21 protein-coding genes are annotated in these 21,545 nt (G+C 68.6%); 11 read left to right on the plus strand and 10 right to left on the minus strand.

Annotated features, from left to right (window positions below; translation table 11 throughout):
* Window positions 1–5: 5 nt before the first annotated feature.
* Entirely contained in the window at window positions 6–3,404 is a 3,399-nt protein-coding gene (locus tag ACRDNQ_RS11550; protein ID WP_431829119.1) for an efflux RND transporter permease subunit, read from the plus strand.
* Here the strand turns inward: ACRDNQ_RS11550 and ACRDNQ_RS11555 are convergent.
* Window positions 3,401–4,222, minus strand: coding sequence for a protein-disulfide reductase DsbD domain-containing protein (locus ACRDNQ_RS11555; protein ID WP_431828795.1), 822 nt, complete (start codon window positions 4,220–4,222; stop codon window positions 3,401–3,403). The two genes, ACRDNQ_RS11550 and ACRDNQ_RS11555, sit on opposite strands and share 4 nt — an antisense overlap.
* A gap of 123 nt (window positions 4,223–4,345) precedes the next feature.
* On the opposite strand from ACRDNQ_RS11555, the gene ACRDNQ_RS11560 reads away from it, so the two are divergent.
* Window positions 4,346–4,921, plus strand: a complete 576-nt coding sequence (locus ACRDNQ_RS11560) for a YqgE/AlgH family protein (protein ID WP_431828796.1) — start codon at window positions 4,346–4,348, stop codon at window positions 4,919–4,921.
* Between the two features lie 9 nt (window positions 4,922–4,930).
* Here the strand turns inward: ACRDNQ_RS11560 and ACRDNQ_RS11565 are convergent, their stop codons facing one another.
* Window positions 4,931–5,887 (minus strand): L-threonylcarbamoyladenylate synthase, encoded by a 957-nt coding sequence (locus tag ACRDNQ_RS11565; RefSeq protein ID WP_431828797.1) that lies wholly within the window; start codon window positions 5,885–5,887, stop codon window positions 4,931–4,933.
* A gap of 140 nt (window positions 5,888–6,027) precedes the next feature.
* Between ACRDNQ_RS11565 and ACRDNQ_RS11570 the strand changes: the two genes are divergently transcribed.
* The 4 genes from ACRDNQ_RS11570 to ACRDNQ_RS11585 all read left to right on the plus strand — a co-directional run bounded on the left by ACRDNQ_RS11570 (window position 6,028) and on the right by ACRDNQ_RS11585 (window position 9,657).
* Window positions 6,028–7,755: an acyl-CoA dehydrogenase gene (locus ACRDNQ_RS11570; protein ID WP_431828798.1), complete on the plus strand. Its 1,728-nt coding sequence runs from the start codon at window positions 6,028–6,030 to the stop codon at window positions 7,753–7,755.
* Window positions 7,752–8,801, plus strand: a complete 1,050-nt coding sequence (locus ACRDNQ_RS11575; protein WP_431828799.1) for an MBL fold metallo-hydrolase — start codon at window positions 7,752–7,754, stop codon at window positions 8,799–8,801. The genes ACRDNQ_RS11570 and ACRDNQ_RS11575 overlap by 4 nt, the downstream gene beginning before the upstream one ends.
* Window positions 8,802–8,864: 63 nt before the next feature.
* Window positions 8,865–9,005, plus strand: a complete 141-nt coding sequence (locus ACRDNQ_RS11580; RefSeq protein ID WP_431828800.1) for an aa3-type cytochrome c oxidase subunit IV — start codon at window positions 8,865–8,867, stop codon at window positions 9,003–9,005.
* 13 nt (window positions 9,006–9,018) lie between these two features.
* On the plus strand, window positions 9,019–9,657 hold the full coding sequence (locus ACRDNQ_RS11585; protein ID WP_431828801.1) for a hypothetical protein: 639 nt from the start codon (window positions 9,019–9,021) through the stop codon (window positions 9,655–9,657).
* On the opposite strand, the gene ACRDNQ_RS11590 is transcribed toward ACRDNQ_RS11585, so the two are convergent.
* Both ACRDNQ_RS11590 and ACRDNQ_RS11595 read right to left on the minus strand, forming a co-directional pair.
* On the minus strand, window positions 9,630–9,962 hold the full coding sequence (locus ACRDNQ_RS11590; protein WP_431828802.1) for an AzlD domain-containing protein: 333 nt from the start codon (window positions 9,960–9,962) through the stop codon (window positions 9,630–9,632). The two genes, ACRDNQ_RS11585 and ACRDNQ_RS11590, sit on opposite strands and share 28 nt — an antisense overlap.
* A complete protein-coding gene (locus ACRDNQ_RS11595; protein WP_431828803.1) occupies window positions 9,959–10,666 on the minus strand; it encodes an AzlC family ABC transporter permease in 708 nt (235 codons plus the stop codon). Before ACRDNQ_RS11595 ends, ACRDNQ_RS11590 begins: the two co-directional genes overlap by 4 nt.
* Window positions 10,667–10,751: 85 nt before the next feature.
* Between ACRDNQ_RS11595 and mobA the strand changes: the two genes are divergently transcribed.
* Together mobA and ACRDNQ_RS11605 are read left to right on the plus strand one after the other, a co-directional pair.
* The gene (gene mobA, locus ACRDNQ_RS11600) at window positions 10,752–11,357 is read left to right on the plus strand and encodes a molybdenum cofactor guanylyltransferase MobA (RefSeq protein ID WP_431828804.1); all 606 of its coding nucleotides are present in this window, start codon (window positions 10,752–10,754) and stop codon (window positions 11,355–11,357) included.
* The gene (locus ACRDNQ_RS11605) at window positions 11,354–12,229 is read left to right on the plus strand and encodes a molybdopterin guanine dinucleotide synthesis (protein WP_431828805.1); all 876 of its coding nucleotides are present in this window, start codon (window positions 11,354–11,356) and stop codon (window positions 12,227–12,229) included. The genes mobA and ACRDNQ_RS11605 overlap by 4 nt, the downstream gene beginning before the upstream one ends.
* Here the strand turns inward: ACRDNQ_RS11605 and ACRDNQ_RS11610 are convergent.
* The 5 genes from ACRDNQ_RS11610 to greA form a co-directional block, all read right to left on the minus strand.
* Window positions 12,221–12,697: a transglutaminase-like cysteine peptidase gene (locus ACRDNQ_RS11610; RefSeq protein ID WP_431829120.1), complete on the minus strand. Its 477-nt coding sequence runs from the start codon at window positions 12,695–12,697 to the stop codon at window positions 12,221–12,223. The genes ACRDNQ_RS11605 and ACRDNQ_RS11610 overlap by 9 nt on opposite strands.
* 119 nt (window positions 12,698–12,816) lie before the next feature.
* Entirely contained in the window at window positions 12,817–13,095 is a 279-nt protein-coding gene (locus ACRDNQ_RS11615) for a glycine zipper 2TM domain-containing protein (protein ID WP_431828806.1), read from the minus strand.
* A gap of 313 nt (window positions 13,096–13,408) precedes the next feature.
* Window positions 13,409–14,104 (minus strand): gamma-glutamylcyclotransferase, encoded by a 696-nt coding sequence (locus ACRDNQ_RS11620; protein WP_431828807.1) that lies wholly within the window; start codon window positions 14,102–14,104, stop codon window positions 13,409–13,411.
* A gap of 238 nt (window positions 14,105–14,342) precedes the next feature.
* Window positions 14,343–15,368 carry a hypothetical protein gene (locus tag ACRDNQ_RS11625; protein WP_431828808.1) on the minus strand — a complete coding sequence of 342 codons (1,026 nt, stop codon included), beginning with the start codon at window positions 15,366–15,368 and terminating at the stop codon, window positions 14,343–14,345.
* Between the two features lie 14 nt (window positions 15,369–15,382).
* Window positions 15,383–15,853, minus strand: a complete 471-nt coding sequence (gene greA / locus ACRDNQ_RS11630) for a transcription elongation factor GreA (RefSeq protein ID WP_431828809.1) — start codon at window positions 15,851–15,853, stop codon at window positions 15,383–15,385.
* 249 nt (window positions 15,854–16,102) lie between these two features.
* Between greA and ACRDNQ_RS11635 the strand changes: the two genes are divergently transcribed.
* From ACRDNQ_RS11635 to ACRDNQ_RS11645, 3 genes are all read left to right on the plus strand, one after another.
* A complete protein-coding gene (locus ACRDNQ_RS11635; protein WP_431828810.1) occupies window positions 16,103–17,752 on the plus strand; it encodes an electron transfer flavoprotein-ubiquinone oxidoreductase in 1,650 nt (549 codons plus the stop codon).
* Between the two features lie 102 nt (window positions 17,753–17,854).
* Window positions 17,855–19,570 (plus strand): tetratricopeptide repeat protein, encoded by a 1,716-nt coding sequence (locus ACRDNQ_RS11640; protein WP_431828811.1) that lies wholly within the window; start codon window positions 17,855–17,857, stop codon window positions 19,568–19,570.
* A complete protein-coding gene (locus ACRDNQ_RS11645; RefSeq protein ID WP_431828812.1) occupies window positions 19,557–20,420 on the plus strand; it encodes a 4-(cytidine 5'-diphospho)-2-C-methyl-D-erythritol kinase in 864 nt (287 codons plus the stop codon). The genes ACRDNQ_RS11640 and ACRDNQ_RS11645 overlap by 14 nt, the downstream gene beginning before the upstream one ends.
* Before the next feature lie 91 nt (window positions 20,421–20,511).
* Here ACRDNQ_RS11645 and ACRDNQ_RS11650 read toward each other — a convergent pair whose 3' ends face one another.
* Entirely contained in the window at window positions 20,512–21,513 is a 1,002-nt protein-coding gene (locus tag ACRDNQ_RS11650; RefSeq protein WP_431828813.1) for a polyprenyl synthetase family protein, read from the minus strand.
* Window positions 21,514–21,545: the final 32 nt, after the last annotated feature.

Genomic DNA, 21,545 nt, shown 5'->3' on the forward strand with positions numbered 1-21,545 from the left:
CGGTGATCCGCGACCGCCTTTCCGGCGCGGCAGGCGGCATCCTGTCCTACTTCGCACGCCACCGGACGGCTGCGAACCTGCTTCTGGTGCTGCTCGTCGTTCTTGGCGTCTCTGCCTTTCCCAACATGCGCGCCCAGTATTTCCCCGATGTCGTGGTCGAGGAGATCTCGGTTTCGGTGACATGGGAGGGCGCCGGGGCCGAGGATGTGGACGCCGCCATCGTCCAGCTTCTCGAACCCGCGCTTCTGGCCGTCGACGGCGTTGCCGAGACTTCGTCGACCTCGCGCGAAGGGCGTGCGTCGATCCAGCTTGAGTTCGAACCCGGCTGGGACATGACGCGCGCCGCCGACGACGTGCAACTGGCCGTCGACAGCGTCGGCAACCTGCCCGAGGACGCCGAAGAACCCAGCGTCCGCCGCGGCTCGTGGAGCGATCGGGTGACCGATGTGGTCGTCACCGGTCCGGTCGCCGTCGATCAGATCGCGCGTCTTGCCGACGAATTCGTCGTGCGGCTTTTCGCTGAAGGCATCACCCGCACCACGATCCGCGGGCTTGCCGCCCCGCAGGTGGTGGTCGAGGTCTCGGGCCTGTCGCTTGTCCGTCACGACATCACCCTGCGCGAGGTCGCCGACGCGATCGCCGCCGAAGCCGAAGCCGATCCGGCCGGCGATGTGGCGGGAACCACCCGCGTGCGCACGGGCGTCGCCAAACGGTCGGCCGACGAGATCGGGCAGATCGTTCTGCGCTCGGGGATGGACGGCACCACGCTGCGGATTGCCGACGTGGCCATCATCCGCGTCGAAGGCGTCGATCGCGACCGCAGCTATTTCGTCGGCACCGATCCCGCGGTCTCGATCCGCGTCGACCGGTCGGCCGATGGCGATGCCATCGACATGCAACGCGCGGTCGAACGGGTCGCCGCCGAGATGACGGCGACGCTGCCGCAAGGGGTGCGCATCGACCTGATCCGCACCCGCGCGGACGAGATCACCGGGCGGCTCGACCTTCTGCTTCAGAACGGGCTTCTGGGCCTTGGGCTGGTCGTGGTGCTGCTGTTCCTGTTCCTGAACGCCCGCACGGCGCTCTGGGTCGCCGCGGGCATTCCCGTGGCGATGACGGCCGCCATCGCGATCATGTACGCGGCGGGACTGACGCTGAACATGATTTCGCTCTTTGCGCTGATCCTGACGCTGGGCATCGTTGTCGATGACGCCATCGTCGTGGGCGAGCACGCCGATTTCCGCGCGCGCCGTCTTGGCGAAGATCCGCAAAGCGCCGCCGAGAACGCCGCCCGACGGATGTTTCTTCCGGTCTTCGCCGCGACGCTGACCACGATCATCGCGTTCTTCGGCCTTGTCGCCATTGGCGGGCGCTTCGGGTCGCTCATCGCCGACATTCCCTTCACGGTGATCGTGGTGCTGACCGCCTCGCTGGTCGAGTGCTTCCTGATCCTGCCGAACCACATGGCCCATGCCCTGACGCATACCGCGAAGGAGCACTGGTACGACTGGCCCTCGCGGCAGGTTAACCGGGGCTTCCGCTGGTTTCGCGACCGCGTCTTCCGCGGCCTCATGGCGCTGGTGATCGTGGCCCGTTATCCGGTCCTTGCGGGCGCGCTGGCGCTGCTGGCGCTCAGCGCCGCGCTGTTCATCCGGGGCGACGTCCAGTGGCGGTTCTTCAACTCGCCCGAACAGGGCTCGATCTCGGGCAACTTCGCCATGGCGCCCGGCGCCACGCGCGAGGATACGCTCGCGATGATGCGCAACCTGCAGGCTTCGGTCGAAGAGCTTGCCGCCCGCTACGAGGCCGAGCATGGCCGGAACCCCGTGGCCTATGTCCTGTCCGAGGTCGGCGGCACCACCGGCCGCGGCCTTGCCGGAGAAGACACCCGGGACGCCGAACTTCTGGGGTCGATCGCGATCGAACTGATCGACGCCGACCTTCGACCCTATTCCTCGTTCCAGTTCGTGGCCGATCTGCAGGACAACGTGCGCCGCCACCCCCTGCTTGAAACCGTCAGCTTCAGGGGCTGGCGGTCGGGGCCGGGGGGCGACGCGCTCGATGTCGAGATCTCGGGCGCGGACGCGGTGCAGCTCAAGGCTGCGGCCGAACGGCTCAAGACCGCCGTCGCCCGCCACCCCGAGGTCTCGGCGGTCGAGGACAGCATGGCCTTCGACAAGGACGAACTGATCCTCGATCTGACGCCACAGGGACAGGCGCTGGGCCTTGATATCGACTCGCTGGGCCGGCTTCTGCGCGACAGCCTGAGCGGGATCGAGGCCGCGACCTTCCCCGACGGCCCACGCTCGGCCGCGATCCGGGTCGAACTGGCGCCGGGCGAGCTGACAGCCGACTTCCTCGACCGCGCGCAGATCCGCGCGCCGTCGGGCGCCTACGTCCCGCTCGCCGATGTCGTGACGGTCGAACAGCGGTCGGGCTTTTCCACCGTGCGGCGCGAGAACGGGGTGCGCGTGATCTCGGTCAGCGGCGACATCTCCGAGGACGACCCCGCGCGCGCGGCCGAGATCATGACCGAACTGCGCGAGGTCATCCTGCCCGCGATCGAAGAGGAATTCGGCGTCGCGACGCGGCTTGCCGGGCTGGCCGAGCAGGAAAGCGCGTTCCTGTCCGATGCGGCGACCGGTCTTGCGCTTTGCCTTGCCGGCATCTTCCTGACGCTGGCGTGGGTCTTTTCAAGCTGGACGCGGCCGCTGATCGTGATGGCGATCATTCCCTTCGGCCTTGTCGGCGCGATCTGGGGGCACCATGCCTGGGGCGTGCCGCTGTCGATGTTCTCGGTCGTGGGGCTGATCGGGATGGTGGGGATCATCATCAACGACTCGATCGTGCTGGTCACCACCGTCGACGACTATGCCCGGACGCGCGGGCTTTTCCCCGCCATCGTCGAGGGCGCGGCCGACCGGTTGCGGCCGGTCCTGCTGACCACGCTGACGACCGTTCTGGGTCTTGCGCCGCTTCTTTTCGAAAGCTCCCAGCAGGCGCAGTTCCTCAAGCCCACGGTCATCACGCTGGTCTACGGGCTGGGCTTCGGCGTCGTTCTGGTGCTGCTGGTCGTGCCCGCGCTTCTGGCGGTGCAGCAGGACATCCGCACGCGCACGGCCGCCGCGCGCCGCGCCCTGTCCGCGCCGCGCCGGGGCGGGATCGCCGGGATGGCGGCGGGCGGCCTTGCCGGACTGACGGCGCTGTGGTTCGCCGCGACTCTGGGTGCGCAGATCGTCACCGGGGCGCCGGTCCGCCCGGTCGCGGCGCTTCTTCCGTCGGGGGCGTCGGGCGCGGGCGCTGCCTTCGCACTGTTCGCGGGCGGGGCCTTCGTCCTGACGGTGCTGGTCTGGGCGCTTGCCGTCCTGGCCGGCCGGCTGCGGCGGCGGCGAGAGCTGGCCTAGCGGCAGCCTTCGATCTCGACCGCGCGGCCGCCGGCGATGACCGTGACGCGCACCGTGTCGCGCGCAAGGGCGAACGGCGCGGCCTCGGGCGGGACAAGATCCGCGACAGCCTGCAGCCGGTCGCCCGACCGCGCGACCTCGGGCTCGGACACCCAGATCGGTGCGTCGGCCACCTCGACCACGGCCGCCTCGTCCGGCCCAAGCACCGGCATGGTCAGCGTCGCGGTCAGCCGCAGCCCGTCGCCGATCGGTTCCAGTGCGCAGTCGACGGCGCGCACGCCTGCCTCGGCGGCCGTCATCGGACGATCGGCCAGCGCGGCGGCGATGCGGGGATCTTGCGCTGCCGCCACGGGCGTGAGGTCGGCCCCGACGTCAAGGCTGACCGGCACGCAGATCTCTTCGCACACGCCAATCTCGATCCGGCCGGCTATCACGATGGGCTCGCCCGCGCGATGGGGCACGAAGCGCAGCGGAATCGTCACGACCTCGGAATACCCGACAGATCGCATCCCGTTGAGGTGAAAGACCTCGGGCACCGGCCAGCTGACCAGGACGCCACTCAGGTTTTCGGACCCCGACCAATCGAAGTGCGGCGGGATGCCGGCGTCGCCCGGTGCGCGCCAATAGGTCTTCCAGCCCGGCGCCAGCGTAAGGCGCAGCGCCGCCATATGGTCGCCGCCCTCCATCCGCCACCCGCTCAGAAGTTCGGCCCGGACCATGCGGTCGGGCACCTGCGCCGGTGCGGACGTCGGAAGAAACGCGGTCAGGCCAAGCGCGAAGGCGGCCAGAAGAACAGGATGTCGGGCTGCGGAAATCATGCGGTGCAAGCTATTCGTCCGGACCCGCAAGGGAAATCACTTTCCAGAGAGAGTTCGCGATCCTTCGCCGGTGTGGCAGCGCGTCACTTGCCCTTGCGACGCGGCCCGCACAGAGTTGGCGCCATGAAAAATGTCCCCGACTCGTTCGGACTTGCCGGAAACCTTCTGATCGCCATGCCCGGAATGGGGGATCCGCGATTCGAAAAAAGCGTCGTCTTCCTGTGCGACCATTCCGAAAAGGGCGCGATGGGGCTGATCGTCAACAAACCGATGACCGAGGTCCGCTTCTCGGACCTTGTCGAGCAGCTTGGGATCGAATCGCACCATCCGCTGCCGAAGATGCCGATCCATTTCGGCGGACCGGTTGAAAGCGGCCGCGGCTTCGTGCTGCACTCGAACGACTACGGCGCGAACGCCTCGACCCTCAGGATCGGCGCGCGCTTCGGCATGACCGCGACACTCGACATCGTGCAGGACATCGCCACGGGTCAGGGCCCCGATCAGGCGATCTTCGCGCTGGGCTATTCCGGCTGGGGTCCCGGCCAGCTTGAATCCGAGATCCGCCGGAACGGCTGGCTGACCTGCGACGCGACGGACGCGATCGTCTTTTCACCCGACAATGCCGGCAAGTGGGCCGCCGCGCTCAAGGCGCTGGGGGTCGAGGCGCTGAGCCTTTCGGGCGCCTCGGGCCGGGCGTGACCGCCGCGCTTACCCTCGCGGCGCCGCCGCCCGCCTGAGCCGATCGTTGATCGCAAGACCCAGACCCGTCTCGGGGATCGGGGACACCGCGATCGCGGCCGCCCCTGTGGCATCAAGCGCGCGCAGGCAGGCGAACAGGTTTGCCGCCGCCTCGGCCAGGTCGCCAGCGGGCGACAGGTTCGCCGCCGCCCCCGTGACCGGGCCGAAGCCCAGAAGCACCTCGCCGGCGCGGGCGCGCCCGGCGTTCAGGCGCAGCGCCGCCCGTGGGGCATAGTGCGAGGCCAGCTGCCCCGGGGCCAGCGGAAGCGCAGGGTCCGCGCCGGGCCGCGCAAGCGGCACGCCAAGGCAGGCCTCGACCGCCTCGGACGGCAATCCGCCGGGCCGCAGAAGCACGGGCGCGTCAAGCAACCCGACGATGGTGGATTCGACGCCTACCGGGCAGGCTCCGCCGTCGACCACGGCGTCGATCCGTCCCGACAGCCCCTCCAGCACATGGGCGGCGGTGGTCGGGCTGACGGCGCCCGAAGGATTGGCCGATGGTGCGGCCAGAGCCAGGCCGCTGGCCCGCAGGATCGCCTGCGCCACAGGGTGCGCCGGCATCCGCAAGGCCACCGACGCCTGCCCCGCCGTCACTTCGGCCGCGATCCCGGCTTCGGGCCGCAGCGGCAGCACCAGTGTCAGCGGCCCCGGCCAGAAGGCCTGCGCAAGCGCCTCGGCGCAGTCATCGAACACCGCGACGCGCCGCGCCCCGTCGAGGTCAGCCACGTGCACGATCAGCGGGTTCTTGGCCGGGCGTCCCTTCGCGGCATAGATCGCGCGCACCGCATCGGTGTCCCGCGCGTTGGCGCCAAGGCCATACACCGTCTCGGTCGGAAAGGCGACAAGGCCGCCCGCGCGCAGGATTTCCGCCGCCTGGACGATGTCCGCCGGCGTGTCGGTCAGCCGCTGTGTCGCACGGTTGGCCATGGTCGTGACGCTGCGTCCCTGTTGCCCGCCCTGGCCGCGCGTGGAACCACATTGCCCGGGCCTTGCCGCCTTACCGGCCTCGGCGGGGCTTGCCAAGTCGCCGTTCCAGACGCCGCAAGGGACCCCAAGGGAAACGCAGCATGACCTACCGCGCTCCGGTCGATGAGTATCTGTTCCTCCTGGATGTCGTTCATCCGATCACGCAGGTCTTCGCGCGCCCGCGCTTCGCCCATCAGGATGCCGGGATTGCCGCGCCTGTCCTGACCGAAGCCGCGCATATCGCCGAGCGCGCCTTCGCGCCCCTGCGCCGCGCCGGCGACTACGACCCCGCGCGGCTTGAGAACGGGGTCGTGCGCACGACGCGCGGCTTTGCCGAGGCCTATCACCAGTACGCCGAGGGCGGCTGGATCGGGCTTGCCGCCGATGCCGCCCATGGGGGGATGCAGCTTCCCCAGTCGCTCAACATGGCGGTGAACGAGATGCTGTCGGGCGCGAACCTGTCGCTTCAGTTGCTGCCGCTTCTCAGTCAGGGCCAGATCGAGGCCCTTGCTCACCACGCCGACGACGCGATCCGCGCGCTTTACCTGCCCAAGCTGATCTCGGGCCGCTGGTCGGGCACGATGAACCTGACCGAGCCGCAGGCGGGCTCGGACGTCGGCGCGCTGACCACCCGGGCCGAGCCGCTGGGCGACGGCCGCTACGCGATCACCGGCCAGAAGATCTTCATCAGCTGGGCCGATGCCGATTTCCTTGAAAACACGGTGCATCTGGTTCTTGCCCGCCTGCCTGGCGCGCCGGCGGGAAGCAGGGGCATCAGCCTGTTTCTGGTCCCGAAATACCTGCCCACCCCCGAGGACAGCGCCGGTGCGCGAAACGGTCTGCGTGTCCTCGGGCTCGAGCACAAGATGGGTCTGCACGGCTCGCCCACGGCGGTGCTTGATTTCGCCGGGGCCACCGGCTGGATGGTCGGCCCCGCCAACGGCGGTCTGGCCGCGATGTTCACCATGATGAACAACGCCCGTCTCGGGGTGGGCATGCAGGGCATCGGGGTGGCCGAAGGCGCGTTCCAGCAGGCGCTCGCCTTCGCCACGCAGCGCCGGCAGGGCAGGGCGGGCGGCAGCGGGACCATCGCCGAACACGCCGACGTCCGGCGAATGCTTGCCTCGATGAAGGCCGACATCTTCGCCGCGCGCGCCATCGCGCTGGCCTGCGCGCATGCCGGCGACATGGCCACCGACACGACCCTGGGCGAGGTCTCCGGCCACCATGCCGCCCGCGCCGCCTTTCTGACGCCGATTGCCAAGGCCTTTGGCACCGACACCGGCATCGCCGTGGCGAACGAGGCGATCCAGGTTCACGGCGGAATGGGCTTCGTCGAGGAAACCGGCGTGGCCCAGTTCCTGCGCGATGTCCGCGTGACCGCGATCTATGAAGGCACCAACGGCATCCAGGCGATGGACCTCGTCGGGCGCAAGTTCCTTGACGGCGGCGACGCCGCGTTCCGACTGATCGACGAGATCGAGGGCGGTGCCGAAGCCGCCCGCCTGGCCTTTCCGGACCTTGCCCGGTCGGTCTGGGGCGCCGCGGAAACGCTGCGCGAGGCGACCGAATGGATGGTGGCGCAAGGCGACATGAACGAGCGTCTTGCCGGCGCCCAACCCTTTTTGCGCGCCTTCGCCCGCGTGCTTGGGGCGCACTATCACCTGCGCGCGGCCTGCACCGCCGAGGCGGGGGCAAGGCGCGCGCGCACGGCGCTTGCACGCCACTACATGGTCCGGCTTTTGCCCGAACATGCCGCGCTTCTTGACGCCGCGCGTCAGGGCAAGGCCGATCTCTTCGCGCTGGACCTGGCGGATCTGGCCGCATGACCGCACCGTCCGGCCGCCAGATCCGCTATCCCTTCGATGCGCCGCCCGCCCCGGGCGACGCGACCGAGATCGCGCCGGGCCTGTTGTGGCTGTGCCTGCCGTTCCCCGGCCCGCTTGGCCACGTCAACGTCTACGCGCTTGACGACGGCGACGGATGGACCGTGGTCGATACCGGTCTTGGGACCGAGGGGCTGCGCGACCTCTGGCGTCGGATCCTGGCCGGCCCGCTGGCCGGTCGCCCCGTGCGTCGGGTGATCGCCACCCATCACCATCCCGACCACATCGGGCTTGCCGGCTGGTTCCAGACCGACCTTGGCGCCGAACTCTGGACGACACGCACCGCATGGCTTTACGCGCGGATGCTGACGCTTGACGACCAGGCCCGCCCCCGGCCCGAAACGCTGGCCTTCTGGCGCGGCGCGGGCATGCCAGCCGAGATGTTGACGGCGCGTGCCGCCGAACGCCCCTTCAACTTCTGCGACGTGGTGGACCCCTTGCCGCTTGGCTTCCGGCGCATCGCGGAAGGCGACGCCATCACCGCGGGCGGGCGGACCTGGGACGTGCGGATCGGCGCGGGCCATGCCCCCGAACACGCGACACTCTGGTCGCGGGACGGAGAGATCGTGATCGGCGGCGATCAGCTTCTGCCGTCGATCTCGCCCAACCTTGGCGCCTACGCGACCGAGCCCGAAGGCGATCCGGTCGCAGAATGGCTGGACGCCTGCGAACGGTTGTCGCGCCACGCCACGCCCGCCCAGCTTGTGCTGCCGGGCCACAAGCTGCCCTTCCGCGGACTGCCCACGCGGCTGCAGCAACTGGCCGAGAACCACGCCGGCGCGCTTGACCGGCTGCGCGGGGCCCTTTCCGAGCCACGCACCGCCGTCGACTGCTTCCAGCCGCTCTACCTGCGCGAGATCGGGGGTGGCGAGTACGGGCTCGCCCTGGTCGAGGCGATGGCCCATGTCCTGCATCTGTGGCACCGGGGCGAGGTGCGCCGCACCCGGCGCGAGGACGGCGTCTGGCTGTGGCAACGCGACGCCATCTAGCCCCGTGACACCGCCGGAAAGATGCGCTATCGCAACCCCGAACAGACGAGCGGAGCAGGGCACATGGCCGACAAGCATTTCGAACCGGGATCCATGGAAGTCGCCGAGCAGGAGAAGACCTTCGCGGGCTTCATGCGGTGGGTGACGAACTCCGTCATCGTGATCCTGTTCATTCTTGTCTTCCTCGCCATCTTCGCCCGCTGACCCCGAGGCCGGCATGAAACGCGCCGGCGCAGCCTTGGTCGCGCTATCGTTCCTCGTCCTCGCGGCCTGCGGCGGCCCGGCCGAGCCGACATGGGCGCCGGACGCGGAAGTGGCGCGCTGGTCGCGGCCGAACGACGGACCGACGCGGGTCACCGTCTTCACGGTGATCAACAACACGAACGGCGCCGGACGCCATACCGGGCTGCTGATCGCGGGCAATGAGCGCGTCCTCTTCGACCCGGCAGGCACTTTCCGCCACCCCCATGCGCCGGAACGCAACGATGTGCATTACGGCATCTCGGACCGGGTGCTGGCCGTCTATATCGACTATCACGCGCGCGAGACCTTCGATGTCCAGATCCAGGAGGTCGACGTCGCGCCCGAGGTTGCGCAGCGGCTGATCGCCGAGGCCGAAGCCTATGGCGCGGTGCCGAAGGCGCAATGCTCGCTTGCGATTTCGCGCCTTCTGTCGCGGACCCCCGGGTTCGAGACGGTGAAGGTCGGCTATTCGCCGAACCGCACGTCCAAGGGTGTGGCCGAGGTTCCCGGCGTGCGCACCCGGGTCGTCACCGACGACGACGCCGACGACAACCACGGGGTGCTTCTTGTCGCCGCGAAGGAAGCTCAGGCGATGATGGCCAACGCCGAATAAAGCGTGACCGCGCCTGCAACGATCGCCCAGACGGCGTTCCGCGTGACATAGCCCACCGCCAGGGTGACCAGCGCTGCCGTCATCCGCGCAGGCTCCATCGCGCCATTGGCCGCCGCCGGCCAGATCACCAGCGGCGCGACCAGCCCCGGGATCACCGCCACGGGCGTATAGCGCAGGTGCCGCAGCACCCAGTCGGGCATCTTGCGACCGCCCAGAAGCCCAAGGAACGACAGCCGGATCGCATAGGTGCCCACGGCCATGGCCGCCACGATAAGCCAGATCTCGGGCGTGGTTTTCGTGATCATGCGCGCCGCTCCATCGCTAGCTCGACCCGCGCGCCGACCATCATCGCAAGGACGCCCGCGATCAGAAGTCCAAGACCCGCCGGCACCCACGACAGCGCCAGCGCCATCACGACCGAGGTGAAGGCCGCCGCCACATGCGCAAGCGTTCGCATCATCGGCGCGACGACCGCAAGGAAGGTGATCGGCACCGCGAAATCCAGCGCGAACTCGGGCGGAATCCGCGCCCCGAACATGGCGCCGGCAAGGCTCATCCCATACCAGAAGGGTACGGTGGGGGTGGCGGTTCCAAAGAAATAGGCGACCTTTTCGGGCAGGGTCATCCCGGGCGCGCGTTCGTAGGTTCCGATCGCCACCGCATAGGTCTGATCCACGTTGAGATAGGCGATGAGGCCCCGCTTCCAGAACGGCGCGCCGCCCAGATGGGGGGCCAGGCTTGCCGAATACATCGCCATGCGCAGGTTCACCGCCAACGCCGTGGCGATCACGACGAGCGTCGGTGCATTCTCGGTCATCAGCTGGATCGCGGTCAGCTGCGAGGCCCCCGCGATCACCAGAACCGAAAATCCCATCGACTGTCCCAGCGTCAGACCGGCCTCGGTGGCGACTACGCCGAACACCAGTCCGAAGGGCGCCACGACGACGATGAAGGGGGCCGCGTCGCGAAAACCGCGCCAGAAGGCCGATCGGGGGCTGGAGGAGGACATGGGCACGCCCTAAGCTGTTGCAGACCGCCCTTACCCGAGGCCCGACCAAGGTGCAAACGACAGACTTCGACGATCCGAGGCGCGGATGAGACAGCCCTCCGGGGTCATTCTTGCCGGCGGTCTGGCCTTGCGCCTTGGAGGGGGCGACAAGGGGCTTCTGCCTCTGGATGGCCCGACGATCCTTGACCACGTGATCGACCGACTCGGTCCGCAGGTGGCGGGTTTGGCGCTGAGTGCGAACGGCGATCCGGCGCGCTTCGCGCGGCTTGGCCTGCCGGTTCTGCCCGACAGCATGCCTGGCCACCCCGGCCCGCTTGCGGGCGTGCTCGCCGGGCTTGACTGGGCGGCGGGGCGGGGGGACGAGGCCATCGTCACCGCCGCCGCCGACACCCCCTTCCTGCCCGAGGACCTGGTCCCGCGCCTCTTGCTGGCGGCCGAGACGGCGGGCGCGCCCATCGCCCTGGCCGCCACCCCGGATGGCCGCCACCCGACCTTTGGTCTTTGGCCGGTTGCGCTGCGTGACGATCTGCGCGCGGCATTGGCACAGGGCACCCGCAAGGTGACCGACTGGGCGGATCGCCACGGGGCGGCGACGGCGCTGTTCCCCGACGGGCCCTTCGACCCTTTCTTCAACGTCAACACGCCCGACGACCTGGCACGCGCCCGGGCGTTGGCGGCCGGGGGCCGATGACGGCCTTCGACACCGTCGTGATGGTCGACTGGTCGGCCGCCGCGCGCGCGCCGCGCCGGCCGAGGCCGGACGCCATCTTCGCCGCCGTCGCCCGCGGCGGGCAGGTCGCCCCCGCTGAATACCTTGGCCATCGCCTTGACGCCGAGGGTTGGATCGCCGCGCTGATCGACGACGAGCGCCGGGCGGGGCGGCGTCTGCTGGTGGGCTTCGACTTCCCCTTCGGCTATCCTCGCGGCTTCTCGCGGGCTCTGGTCGGCCGGTCCGATCCCTTCGTCCTGTGGGACTGGCTGGACGCGCGCATCGTCGACACGCCTGGGGCCAACAACCGCTTCGAGGTCGCGGGCGCGATCAACGCCCACTTTCCCGGCATCGGGCCCTTCTGGGGCAATGGCACGCCGCGCGAGGTGCCCCACCTTCCGCGCAAGGGCCGGGCGCGGACGACCAATCCCTTTCCCGAGCGCCGCGCCATCGAAGAGCGGCACAAGGGTGCCTTTACCCTCTGGCAGCTCTCGGGCGCGGGCGCCGTCGGATCGCAGACGGTGATGGGTCTGCCGGTCCTTGCCCGCCTGCGCCGCCGCTTTGGGACCAACCTGTCGGTCTGGCCGTTCGAGGCGCCAGACGCCGGCGTCGTTCTGGCCGAGGTCTGGCCCTCGCTTCTGGCGCCGGTCGTGGCCGCCGAACTTGCCGCGGGCGGCGGGATCAAGGACGCGCGGCAGGTCGAGGTGCTGGCCCGCGCCCTGTCGGCGTTGACCCCCGACCAGATGGCGCGGGTCATGGACGTTTCGACCGTTCACGTTGCGGCCGAGGAAGGCTGGATTCTGGGCAGCGGGCACGAGGCGCTACTGATCGGGGCGCACGCGGCCTCAAGGTAGGGCGAACCGGGTCCACTGGCCGTCGGGGCGTTCGCGCAAGCGGTAGATGTAGGGAACCGCGTCCCAGCACAGAACCTCGTCGTAATGGCTGTCGAGCACCCAGGTCCCGGTCGTAGTCTCCGCCAGCAGGATGGCGTGGGGAAAGAACTGCACCTGATGAAAGACGATGGCGCAGGTCAGGGCGGCGCCGGGCAGGCCCGCCCCGACAAGGCGCCGGCGCTTTTCAAGCGCCAAATCCTCGCAATCGCCCGCACCGTGAACCGGAAAGCTCCACAGCTCTTCCCGGCCTATGCTGTCCCAGTCGGGAACCAGCGCCACCTCGGCGTTCACCGCGCGGTTGACTCCGTCGAGCAGCCACCCGATCGCCCCCGTCCATTCGATCAGCGGCGCCCCCGCAAGCGCGCAGGCCTCTGCCTCGCGGGCGCAGAACTCGACATACTGGCTTGGCGGAGCCTCGACGCGCGCCACGGGCAGGTCCATCCGCGCGCAGAGTGGCAGGTCGGCGGCCGTCCCTGGCGCGGCCGCCAGAGCGGCGGCAGCGACAAGGCGGACAAGACGTGCGGGAATGTCGGACGGAAGACCCGGGCCTACTGGCAAGGTGCCTCGAAATAAGTGCCGTCGCCGCGGGCATAGGCGCACATGCCGGTTTGGGTGTTCTGCGCCACGACGGTGCCGGCGGCGGCGCCGGCCAGCGCCGCGATCAGCCGCCAGTTGTTGTCGGCGTCAAGCGCCTCGGCCGTGATCAGCCCCGCCGCCGCGCCGCCCGTAACTCCGACGACCGTGCGTTGTTCGGGGGTCAAATTCTCGCAGCCCTGCAGGACAAGCAGGCCTGCCGCGGCAAGAGCCGCCGTGATCAGGTGTTTCATGTCGGACTCCTTTGCCGGTCTTCGGTGGCGATCGGACGCCGCGCGCATGTCCATGCGACGCCGCCGATCGGGTTCCCTTGGCTAGACCCTGCCCGGCGCGCGTCGCATTGACGCCGCGCAACGCGGCGTGCAGGGAAGTCAGTGGGCGCTCCAGACGGACGGACAGGACCGGCGAAGGAATGCTCCGGAGAACAAGCATCGCTCATCCGGAAGACCGGGTGCCCTTCTTGCGGGGTGTATCCGGCATTCGCGGGCCGGGCGTCGAAGCCGGGCCAGATGGCCGACCGACCGGCAGGCCAGCGCCTCCCCTGTTTCAGATCAGCCCGATGCGCTGGGCGACGAGTTCCTGGAGGCGCCATAAACCCGGATCGTGGATGCCGCGGCTCTCAAGCTGCGTGACGGTGTTCAAAAGGTATTCGGCACCTGTGCCCAGATGCCCGCAGCTCTTGGCAAGTACGTCGGCAACCTCTTCCGGCATCAGGTTCGCCGCGTAGAGCGGCGATTCCCGGTTCATTACGAACGTCAGCGCCGGCACCCTTCCAGTTCCGGTTTCGACCGTCAGCCAAAGCGGAGTGTTCGTGTTGGGCTTGACCGTGAATTCGCGCCGGAAGAGTCGGTTGAACTGGGCCTCAAGATCTTCGGCGGGCAACTCGAGCAAAACGCCCCGGCATTCCCCGCCCTCGTCAAGCGACATCATCAGCCCAGGAAACTCCGGCGACCCGCGAAATCGCAATTGCCGAAGACAGAACGAACTGTGCCAGCCGCGAAGAACGCCGATCCGTTCGCCAACGTGATCGATCTCGGGCCTCCAGATCAGCGACCCATAGACAAATAGATGGGTTGGCCGGTCAGGCGCCGGGTGCGCCGCGAGAATACGTGCAACCCAGTCCGCATAGTCTTCGTCGGTCTGAACCTGCTGTCCCGGCGGTGGCCCTTGGTCTTCGATATCCCGGTGAACCAACTTGATGTGGGCAGCAGTCAGAGACGGTGTGCGATGGCCACGGTCCATGAGACTATCCCCAATTCAGGCGAGATCTTGCACCCAACCACAACGGGACACAATGCCATCAATCCCTTGGTCGCTGAAGCCACGGCGCCGCCGCCAAGGCAGCTTCGCAGTACGGATGTTCCGTTTGCTTGGCGCCGCTGTCCGTCACTTACAGCATTTGGACGCAGCGCCTTGCGCGGTGACCTGCAGAAAAAAAGACTTTGTCCTGCCGCCCACGGATCGTTGCGCCCCCTCGCCCCTAGTCGAAGATCCCCGTCACCCGGCCAAGCAGCATGAACGCGCGTGCGGTGCGGGTGTCGGCCAAGGCCGCGATTTCGGCGTCGGTCGCGGTCCTTTCGAACTCCTGGAAGTTCGAATCGAAGGTGCGCAGGAAATGATGCGCCGCGTCCCGGAAGATCGTGTCCTGCCGCATCCGCGCTGCCGCCAGCGCCAGGGACGAGCGGTCGCGGATGCCGCCCAGGCCGGCGATCGGTCGTCCACGTTCGCCTTGCGCGAAGCGCCGCCACAGTTCGGGCCGGGCGCGGTCGGGCACAAGGTCGTCCATGTAGATGCCGTCCTGGCTGAGCAACGTCAGCACGTCCTGGCTGGCCTGGATCAGCCGCGCCGCCCTGCGGTCCTGCAACGCGCGGCGCAGGGCGCGAAAGCCGTCGCGATCCTCGGCCGTCTCGGGAAAGTTCAGCGCCAGGATGTAGTCGCCGACCGACAGCGGCTGTCCCTGTGGTTCGGGCGGCGCGCCAAGCGCGAGGCTGGGCTGGCTTTCGGCCGGGCCCGGCGCGATCGATACTTGGGGTGCAAGCACACGCTCGGCCTCGGTCTGTGCCTGCCGGATCGAGGTGAAGGTCGCCAGCGCGGTCTCGGTCTTGCGTTGCGCGCGGGCGATCTCGTCCAGCTTCTTCTCGACCGAGGGCTGGATCAGCGTTCCCGAGGTCTGCGCCTGCGTGACCGATATCTTGCGCATGGCCTCGATCGCGGCGTGCAGGCGATCGGCTTCGTCGCGCATCACGCGCGCGCTGTTCGCCGCCGTCGCCGCCACCCAGATCATCGCCACCGGCATGAAGACGGCGACCACGACCATGACGAAGCGCATCGGATCGAACGCGGCGGTTTCCCTGGTGCCGAGGATCAGGAAGAACAGCCCCGACCCCAGCAGCCAGACAAGCGACAGGCCTACCGCGATGGCCTCGGCCCGCGTCACGCGAAAGCGTCCCGGCGTCTGGGTATAGATGCCAAGGTCGATAGGCGCGTCTTTGCGGTTCTCGGACATCTGCCGTGCCGTCCTCAGACGTAGGTGACGCTCAGGATCTCATAGCTCTTGTCGCCGCCGGGGGTGCGCACCTCGACGCTGTCGCCCTCTTCCTTGCCGATCAGCGCGCGCGCCAGCGGCGAGCGGATGTTGAGCCGGCCCGCCTCGATGTCGGCCTCGGGCTCGCCGACGATCTGGTAGGTGCGCTCCTCGTCGGTGTCCTCGTCGACCAGGCGCACGGTCGCGCCGAACTTGATCGGGCCGGACAGTTTCGAGGTGTCGATGACTTCGGCCAGGGCAAGGATGCCCTCGATTTCCTTGACACGGCCCTCGATGAAGCTCTGCTTCTCGCGCGCGGCGTGATACTCGGCGTTCTCGCTGAGGTCGCCGTGGGCGCGCGCTTCGGCGATGGCCTGGATCACGGCCGGCCGCTCGACGGACTTGAGTTTCTTCAATTCGTCGCTGAGCGCGGAATGCCCCGCGCGCGTCAAGGGAATCTTTTCCATCGGTCTACTCGGTTACTGCCGCCTGACATGCCTGCGGGCCGCCGGGACGCTGATCCGGTTCACCTGACCCAAACGCCCACCCGATTGCAAGAGGAACCTTGGTGCGCCGCGCCACCCGTCCCCCGGGCCGCCTGCCCCCTGCAAAAACCCGCCTGCGGGCCTGTAACGCCGTGTCGCGATTGACCGGCACGGCCTGCGCCGATACCTAAACCGGGATCAGATGCGCGGCGTTGCAGCGAAGGAAAGACGATGGCCGAAATCGAACGCGAGTCGATGGAATACGACGTGGTGGTCGTGGGGGCGGGACCGGCGGGGCTTTCCGCGGCGATCCGGCTCAAGCAGATCGACCCCGAGCTTTCCGTCGTCGTTCTCGAAAAGGGATCTGAAGTCGGCGCGCACATCCTGTCGGGCGCAGTCCTTGATCCGTCCGGCCTTGACGCGCTCATCCCCGACTGGCGTGATCGCGACGCGCCGATCACCGTGCCGGTGCGCGAGGACAACTTCTATTTCCTTGGCGAAGCCGGCCAGATCCGCATCCCGAACCTGGTGATGCCGCCGCTGATGTCGAACCACGGGAACTACATCGTCTCGATGGGCAACGTCTGCCGCTGGATGGCGACCCAGGCCGAGGCGCTGGGCGTCGAGATCTTCCCCGGCATGTCCTGCTCGCAGATCGTCTGGGGCGAGGACGGCACGGTCCGCGGCGTCGTCGCGGGCGAGTTCGGCCGCAATCCCGACGGCACGCCTGGCGACGCCTACGAGCCCGGAATGGAGTTGCTGGGCAAGTATGTCTTCCTGTCCGAGGGGGTGCGCGGGTCGCTGTCGAAAGAGGTCATTGTCCGCCATGCCCTCGATCGCGACGCCGAGCCGCAGAAATACGGCCTTGGCATGAAGGAAATCTGGGAGATCGACCCCGAGAAACACCGCGAAGGCACGGTCACCCACACGATGGGCTGGCCTCTTGGATCGAATGCGGGTGGTGGTTCGTTCATCTATCACCTCGACAACAACCAGGTCTACGTGGGCTTCGTGGTGCACCTCAACTACGAGAACCCCCACCTGTTCCCGTACATGGAGTTCCAGCGCTTCAAGCATCATCCGATGGTGGCTAGGCTGCTCGAGGGCGGAAAGCGCATCGCCTATGGCGCGCGCGCCATCTCGGAGGGCGGCTGGCAGTCGATGCCGAAGGCGGCGTTTCCGGGCGGCGCGCTTCTGGGCTGTTCGGTGGGCCTGGTCAACGTGCCGCGCATCAAGGGAAATCACAACGCGATGCTGTCGGGCATCGCCGCGGCCGAGGCCGCCGCCCGCGCCATCGCCGCGGGCCGTTCGGGCGACACGCTTGACGACTATGACGCCGAACTGCGCGCCGGGCCTGTCGGCCGCGACCTCAAGCGCGTGCGCAACGTCAAGCCGCTCTGGTCGTCGAAGGGGCTGATGGCCTCGCTTGGCCTTGGTGGGGCCGACATGTGGGCCAACCAGGTTGGCCTGACGATCCTGGGAACGCTGAAGCATGGCAAGTCCGATGCCGCTGCCACCGGCGAGGCGCGCAAGTTCGCGCCGATCGACTATCCCAAGCCCGACGGCGTGCTGTCCTTCGACCGGCTGACCAACGTCAGCTTCTCGATGACCAACCACGAGGAACACCAGCCCTGCCACCTGCGGCTGGCCGATCCGACCCTCCCGATCGCGGTCAATCTTCCGAAATTCGCCGAACCGGCGCAGCGGTATTGCCCGGCGGGCGTGTACGAGGTTGTCGAAGAGGCTGGCAAGGACCCGCGCTTCGTCATCAACTTCCAGAACTGCGTGCACTGCAAGACCTGCGACATCAAGGACCCGAGCCAGAACATCACCTGGACGGTGCCGCAGGGCGGGGACGGACCCAACTATCCCAACATGTGATCGGCCGGCGTCGCAGCCCGCGCCGAATTGCCGCTTGGCGTTGCCACCATCCCGCCCGAGAGCTAGGTTCCCTGAGAAGCGGGCGCATCGGGAGGTCACGTGATGCAGGTCAGGCGGTTCGGACGGGTTGTTGCCATCGCGCTGGCCATCGCGCTGCCTCTCGACGGGGCCCGCGCCGAGGGCAACGCGGGCGCCTATCTCGCCGCGCGTCATGCGACCTTCGCCAGCGATTTCGCGGCCGCGGCCGACTACTACACCCGCGCGCTTCTGCGCGATCCCGGCAACCTTTCGCTGCTCGAGAACGCCGTGACGGCGTTTGTCGCGCTGGGCGATTTCGAACGCGCGATCCCGATTGCCCGGCGTATGATGCAGTCGGGCGCCAATAGCCAGATCGCGAACCTTGTGCTTCTGTCCGAGGCCGCCCAGAACGGCGACTGGGACCGGATCGTCGCCGATCTCGCTGCCGGCCAGACCGTGGGGCCGCTTTACGACGGACTGGCCCGCGCCTGGGCCTATGTCGGCCTTGGCCGCATGGGCGAGGCGCTGGCCGCCTTCGACGAGGTGGCCGGCACCCAGGGCGTGCAGGCCTTCGGGCTTTACCACAAGGCGCTCGCGCTGGCCGCTGTCGGCGATTTCGAAGGGGCTGACCGCATCCTGTCGGGCGATGGCGAAGGTGGGCCGCTTCGGCTGTCGCGGCGCGGTGTCATGACCCATGCCAACATCCTGGTGCAGCTTGACCGCCGCGAGGACGCCGTGGCGCTGATCGACGAGACCTGGACGGTGATCGACGCCGAGCTTCAGGCCTTCCGCGATGCGCTGGCCGCGGGCGAGGCCGCGCCTTTCGTGTCGGTGACGTCCGCGCGCGAGGGCATGGCCGAGATCGCCTTCACCATCGCAGGCGCGCTCAGCGGCGAGGCGGCGGACGGCTTCACGCTGGTCTATGCCCGCGTCGCGCAGTATCTCCGTCCCGACCATATTGACGCGCTGATGCTGACGGCCGGAACGCTTGAGAACCTTGGCCGCTTCGAGCTTGCCACCAGCGTCTACGACAAGGTGCCGGCCGGCAGCCCGGCCTATCACGTGGCCGAGCTTGGCCGCGCCGAGGCACTTGTGAATTCGGGCAACCCCGAGGCCGCGATCGAAGTCCTGCGTCAGCTTGCCCGCAGCCATTCCGACATTCCCGTGGTGCACGTGACGCTTGGCGACACCCTGCGCCGCGACGAGCGCTTCGCCGAGGCGACGGCCGCCTACGACACCGCCATCGGCCTTCTGGACACCCCGCAGGAGAACCAGTGGCCCGTGTTCTTCGCGCGCGGCATCACGCACGAACGCCAGGACCGCTGGCCCGAGGCCGAGGCGGATTTCCGCAAGGCGCTTGAACTGCGCCCCGACCAGCCGCAGGTCCTGAACTACCTCGGCTATACGATGGTCGAGTTGCAGATCAACCTCGACGAGGCGCTCGACATGATCGAACGCGCGGTCGTGGGCGAACCCGAGTCGGGCTACATCGTCGACAGCCTCGGCTGGGTGCTGTACCGCCTTGGCCGCTACGACGAAGCGCTGATCCACATGGAGCGCGCGGTCGAGCTGATGCCGATCGACCCGGTGATCAACGACCACCTCGGCGATGTCTACTGGGCCGTGGGGCGCACGCGCGAGGCCGAGTTCCAGTGGCATCGGGCGCTGTCCTTCATCACTCCGGATGAGTCGACCGACGCCGACCCCGAGCGCATTCGCCGCAAGCTGGAGGTGGGGCTGGACGCCGTGCTGGCCGAGGAAGGCGCCCCGCCGCTGCACATGGCGAATGACGGCGGTTGAGGTCTTTGCGCCCGCCAAGGTCAATCTGACGCTTCACGTTACCGGGCAGCGGACGGACGGCTATCATCTTCTCGACAGTCTGGTGGTCTTCGCCGATGTCGGAGACAGGGTGACGCTTGCCCTGGCTGAGCGTCCGTCCTTCAAGGTGACCGGGCCTTTCGCGGCGTCCGTCCCTCTGGGCGACGAGAACCTCGTGCTGCGCGCGGCGCGTCTTTGCGCGCCGGATCGATCGCTGGCAATCGGCCTGGAAAAAGGCCTGCCGCCGGCATCGGGCCTTGGCGGCGGGTCGGCCGATGCGGCAGCGGTCGCGCGGGGCGTCGCGGCGCTGACCGGCGGTCGCCCCGATCCTGACGCGCTTCTGGCGCTTGGGGCCGATGTGCCGATGTGCCTTGCCTCGGGCGCGGCGCGGGTGCGCGGCATCGGCGAACGGATCAAGCCTCTGGCGGGGCTTCCCGCGCTTCCGGCTGTTCTGGTGAACCCCGGTCACGCAATGCCCACGCCGCCGGTCTTCGCCGCCCTCAAGCGGAAGGACAACCCGCCCATGTCCGATCCGCTTCCCGTGTTCGCGGGGCCAGCGGGTCTGATCGGATGGCTTGCGGCGCAGCGCAACGATCTTGAGGCGCCGGCCATGGCGATCCTGCCCGAAGTGTCGCGAGTGCTGGCCGCGCTTGGCGCCTGCGAAGGGGTGCGGCTGGCGCGCATGTCAGGGTCGGGGGCCACCTGTTTCGCCCTCTTCGACGATGCCGAGGCAGCCGCGCGGGCGGCCGCCCGGCTTGGCGGATTGCATCCGGGCTGGTGGGTCAGGCCGGCGACGCTAGGCGATCAGTCGGCCCGGGCCCGTCCACGCTAGGCCAGCCATGGGGGCCGTCTGCCCCCGCGCTTCGTCCAGCGATGTTTGCAATCCAGTGCAGATGGATCAGGGGCGGTCGCCGTCAGGCGCGTCAGGCGATACGGGCGACCACGTAGTCCGCCAGATCGACAAGCATGCCCTTGACCGGGTGGTCGGGCAGGGGGGCCAGCGCATCCTTCGCGGTCTGCGCCCATCCCATCGCCTCGGCGCGGGTTTCGTCGATCGCGCCATGGCGGGACAGCAGCGCAAGGGCCTGATCGAGATCGCCTTCGCCCTGCTCGCCATTCTGGACCGTGCGGACCCAGAACGCGCGTTCGTCGGCGTCGGCCCGCGCCACCGCCTTGATGAAGGGCAGCGTGAGCTTGCGGTCGCGGAAGTCGTCGCCCACGTTCTTGCCCGTGACCGCGGCGTCGCCGGCCACGTCGAGCAGATCGTCGACCATCTGAAAGGCGACGCCCAGCGCGTCGCCATAAATCCGCAGCGCCTCGATCTCGGCCTGCGGCCGGTTGGCGATCACGCCGCCCACTTCGGTCGCGGCGGCGAACAGCGCCGCGGTCTTGCCGCGAACGACCTTCAGATAGGTCCCGGCATCGGTCGCGAGGTTCTGCGCGGTGGTAAGCTGAAGAACTTCGCCCTCCGCGATGGTCGCGGCGGCGTCGGCAAGGATGTCGAGGACACGGATCGACCCAGTCTCGACCATGAGCTGGAACGAGCGCGCGAAAAGATAGTCGCCCACAAGAACCGAGGACTTGTTGTCCCACAGCAGGTTCGCCGTCGGACGCCCGCGCCGCTGCAACGAGCCGTCGACCACGTCGTCGTGCAAAAGCGTGGCGGTGTGGATGAATTCGACCGTCGCGGCAAGCTTGACGTGATCCTCGCCCTCGTAGCCGCACATGCGCGCGGTGGCCAGCGTCAGCATCGGCCGCAGCCGCTTGCCGCCGGCGTCCACCAGATGGGCGGTCACTTCGGGGATGCGAGGCGCGTGTTCCGAGGCCATGCGCGCGCGGATGACCCTGCCCACGGCATCCAGGTCCGCGGCCAGGTATTCGGCCATCCGCTCGTGTGGTTTCGCGATCGCGTCGTCCAGTCCCATTACACGCCTGTCAGAAGCCTCGACATCCGTGC

It is taken from the genome of Saliniferula longa, from assembly GCF_050789285.1.
Lineage (GTDB): Bacteria > Pseudomonadota > Alphaproteobacteria > Rhodobacterales > Rhodobacteraceae > CAVPWP01.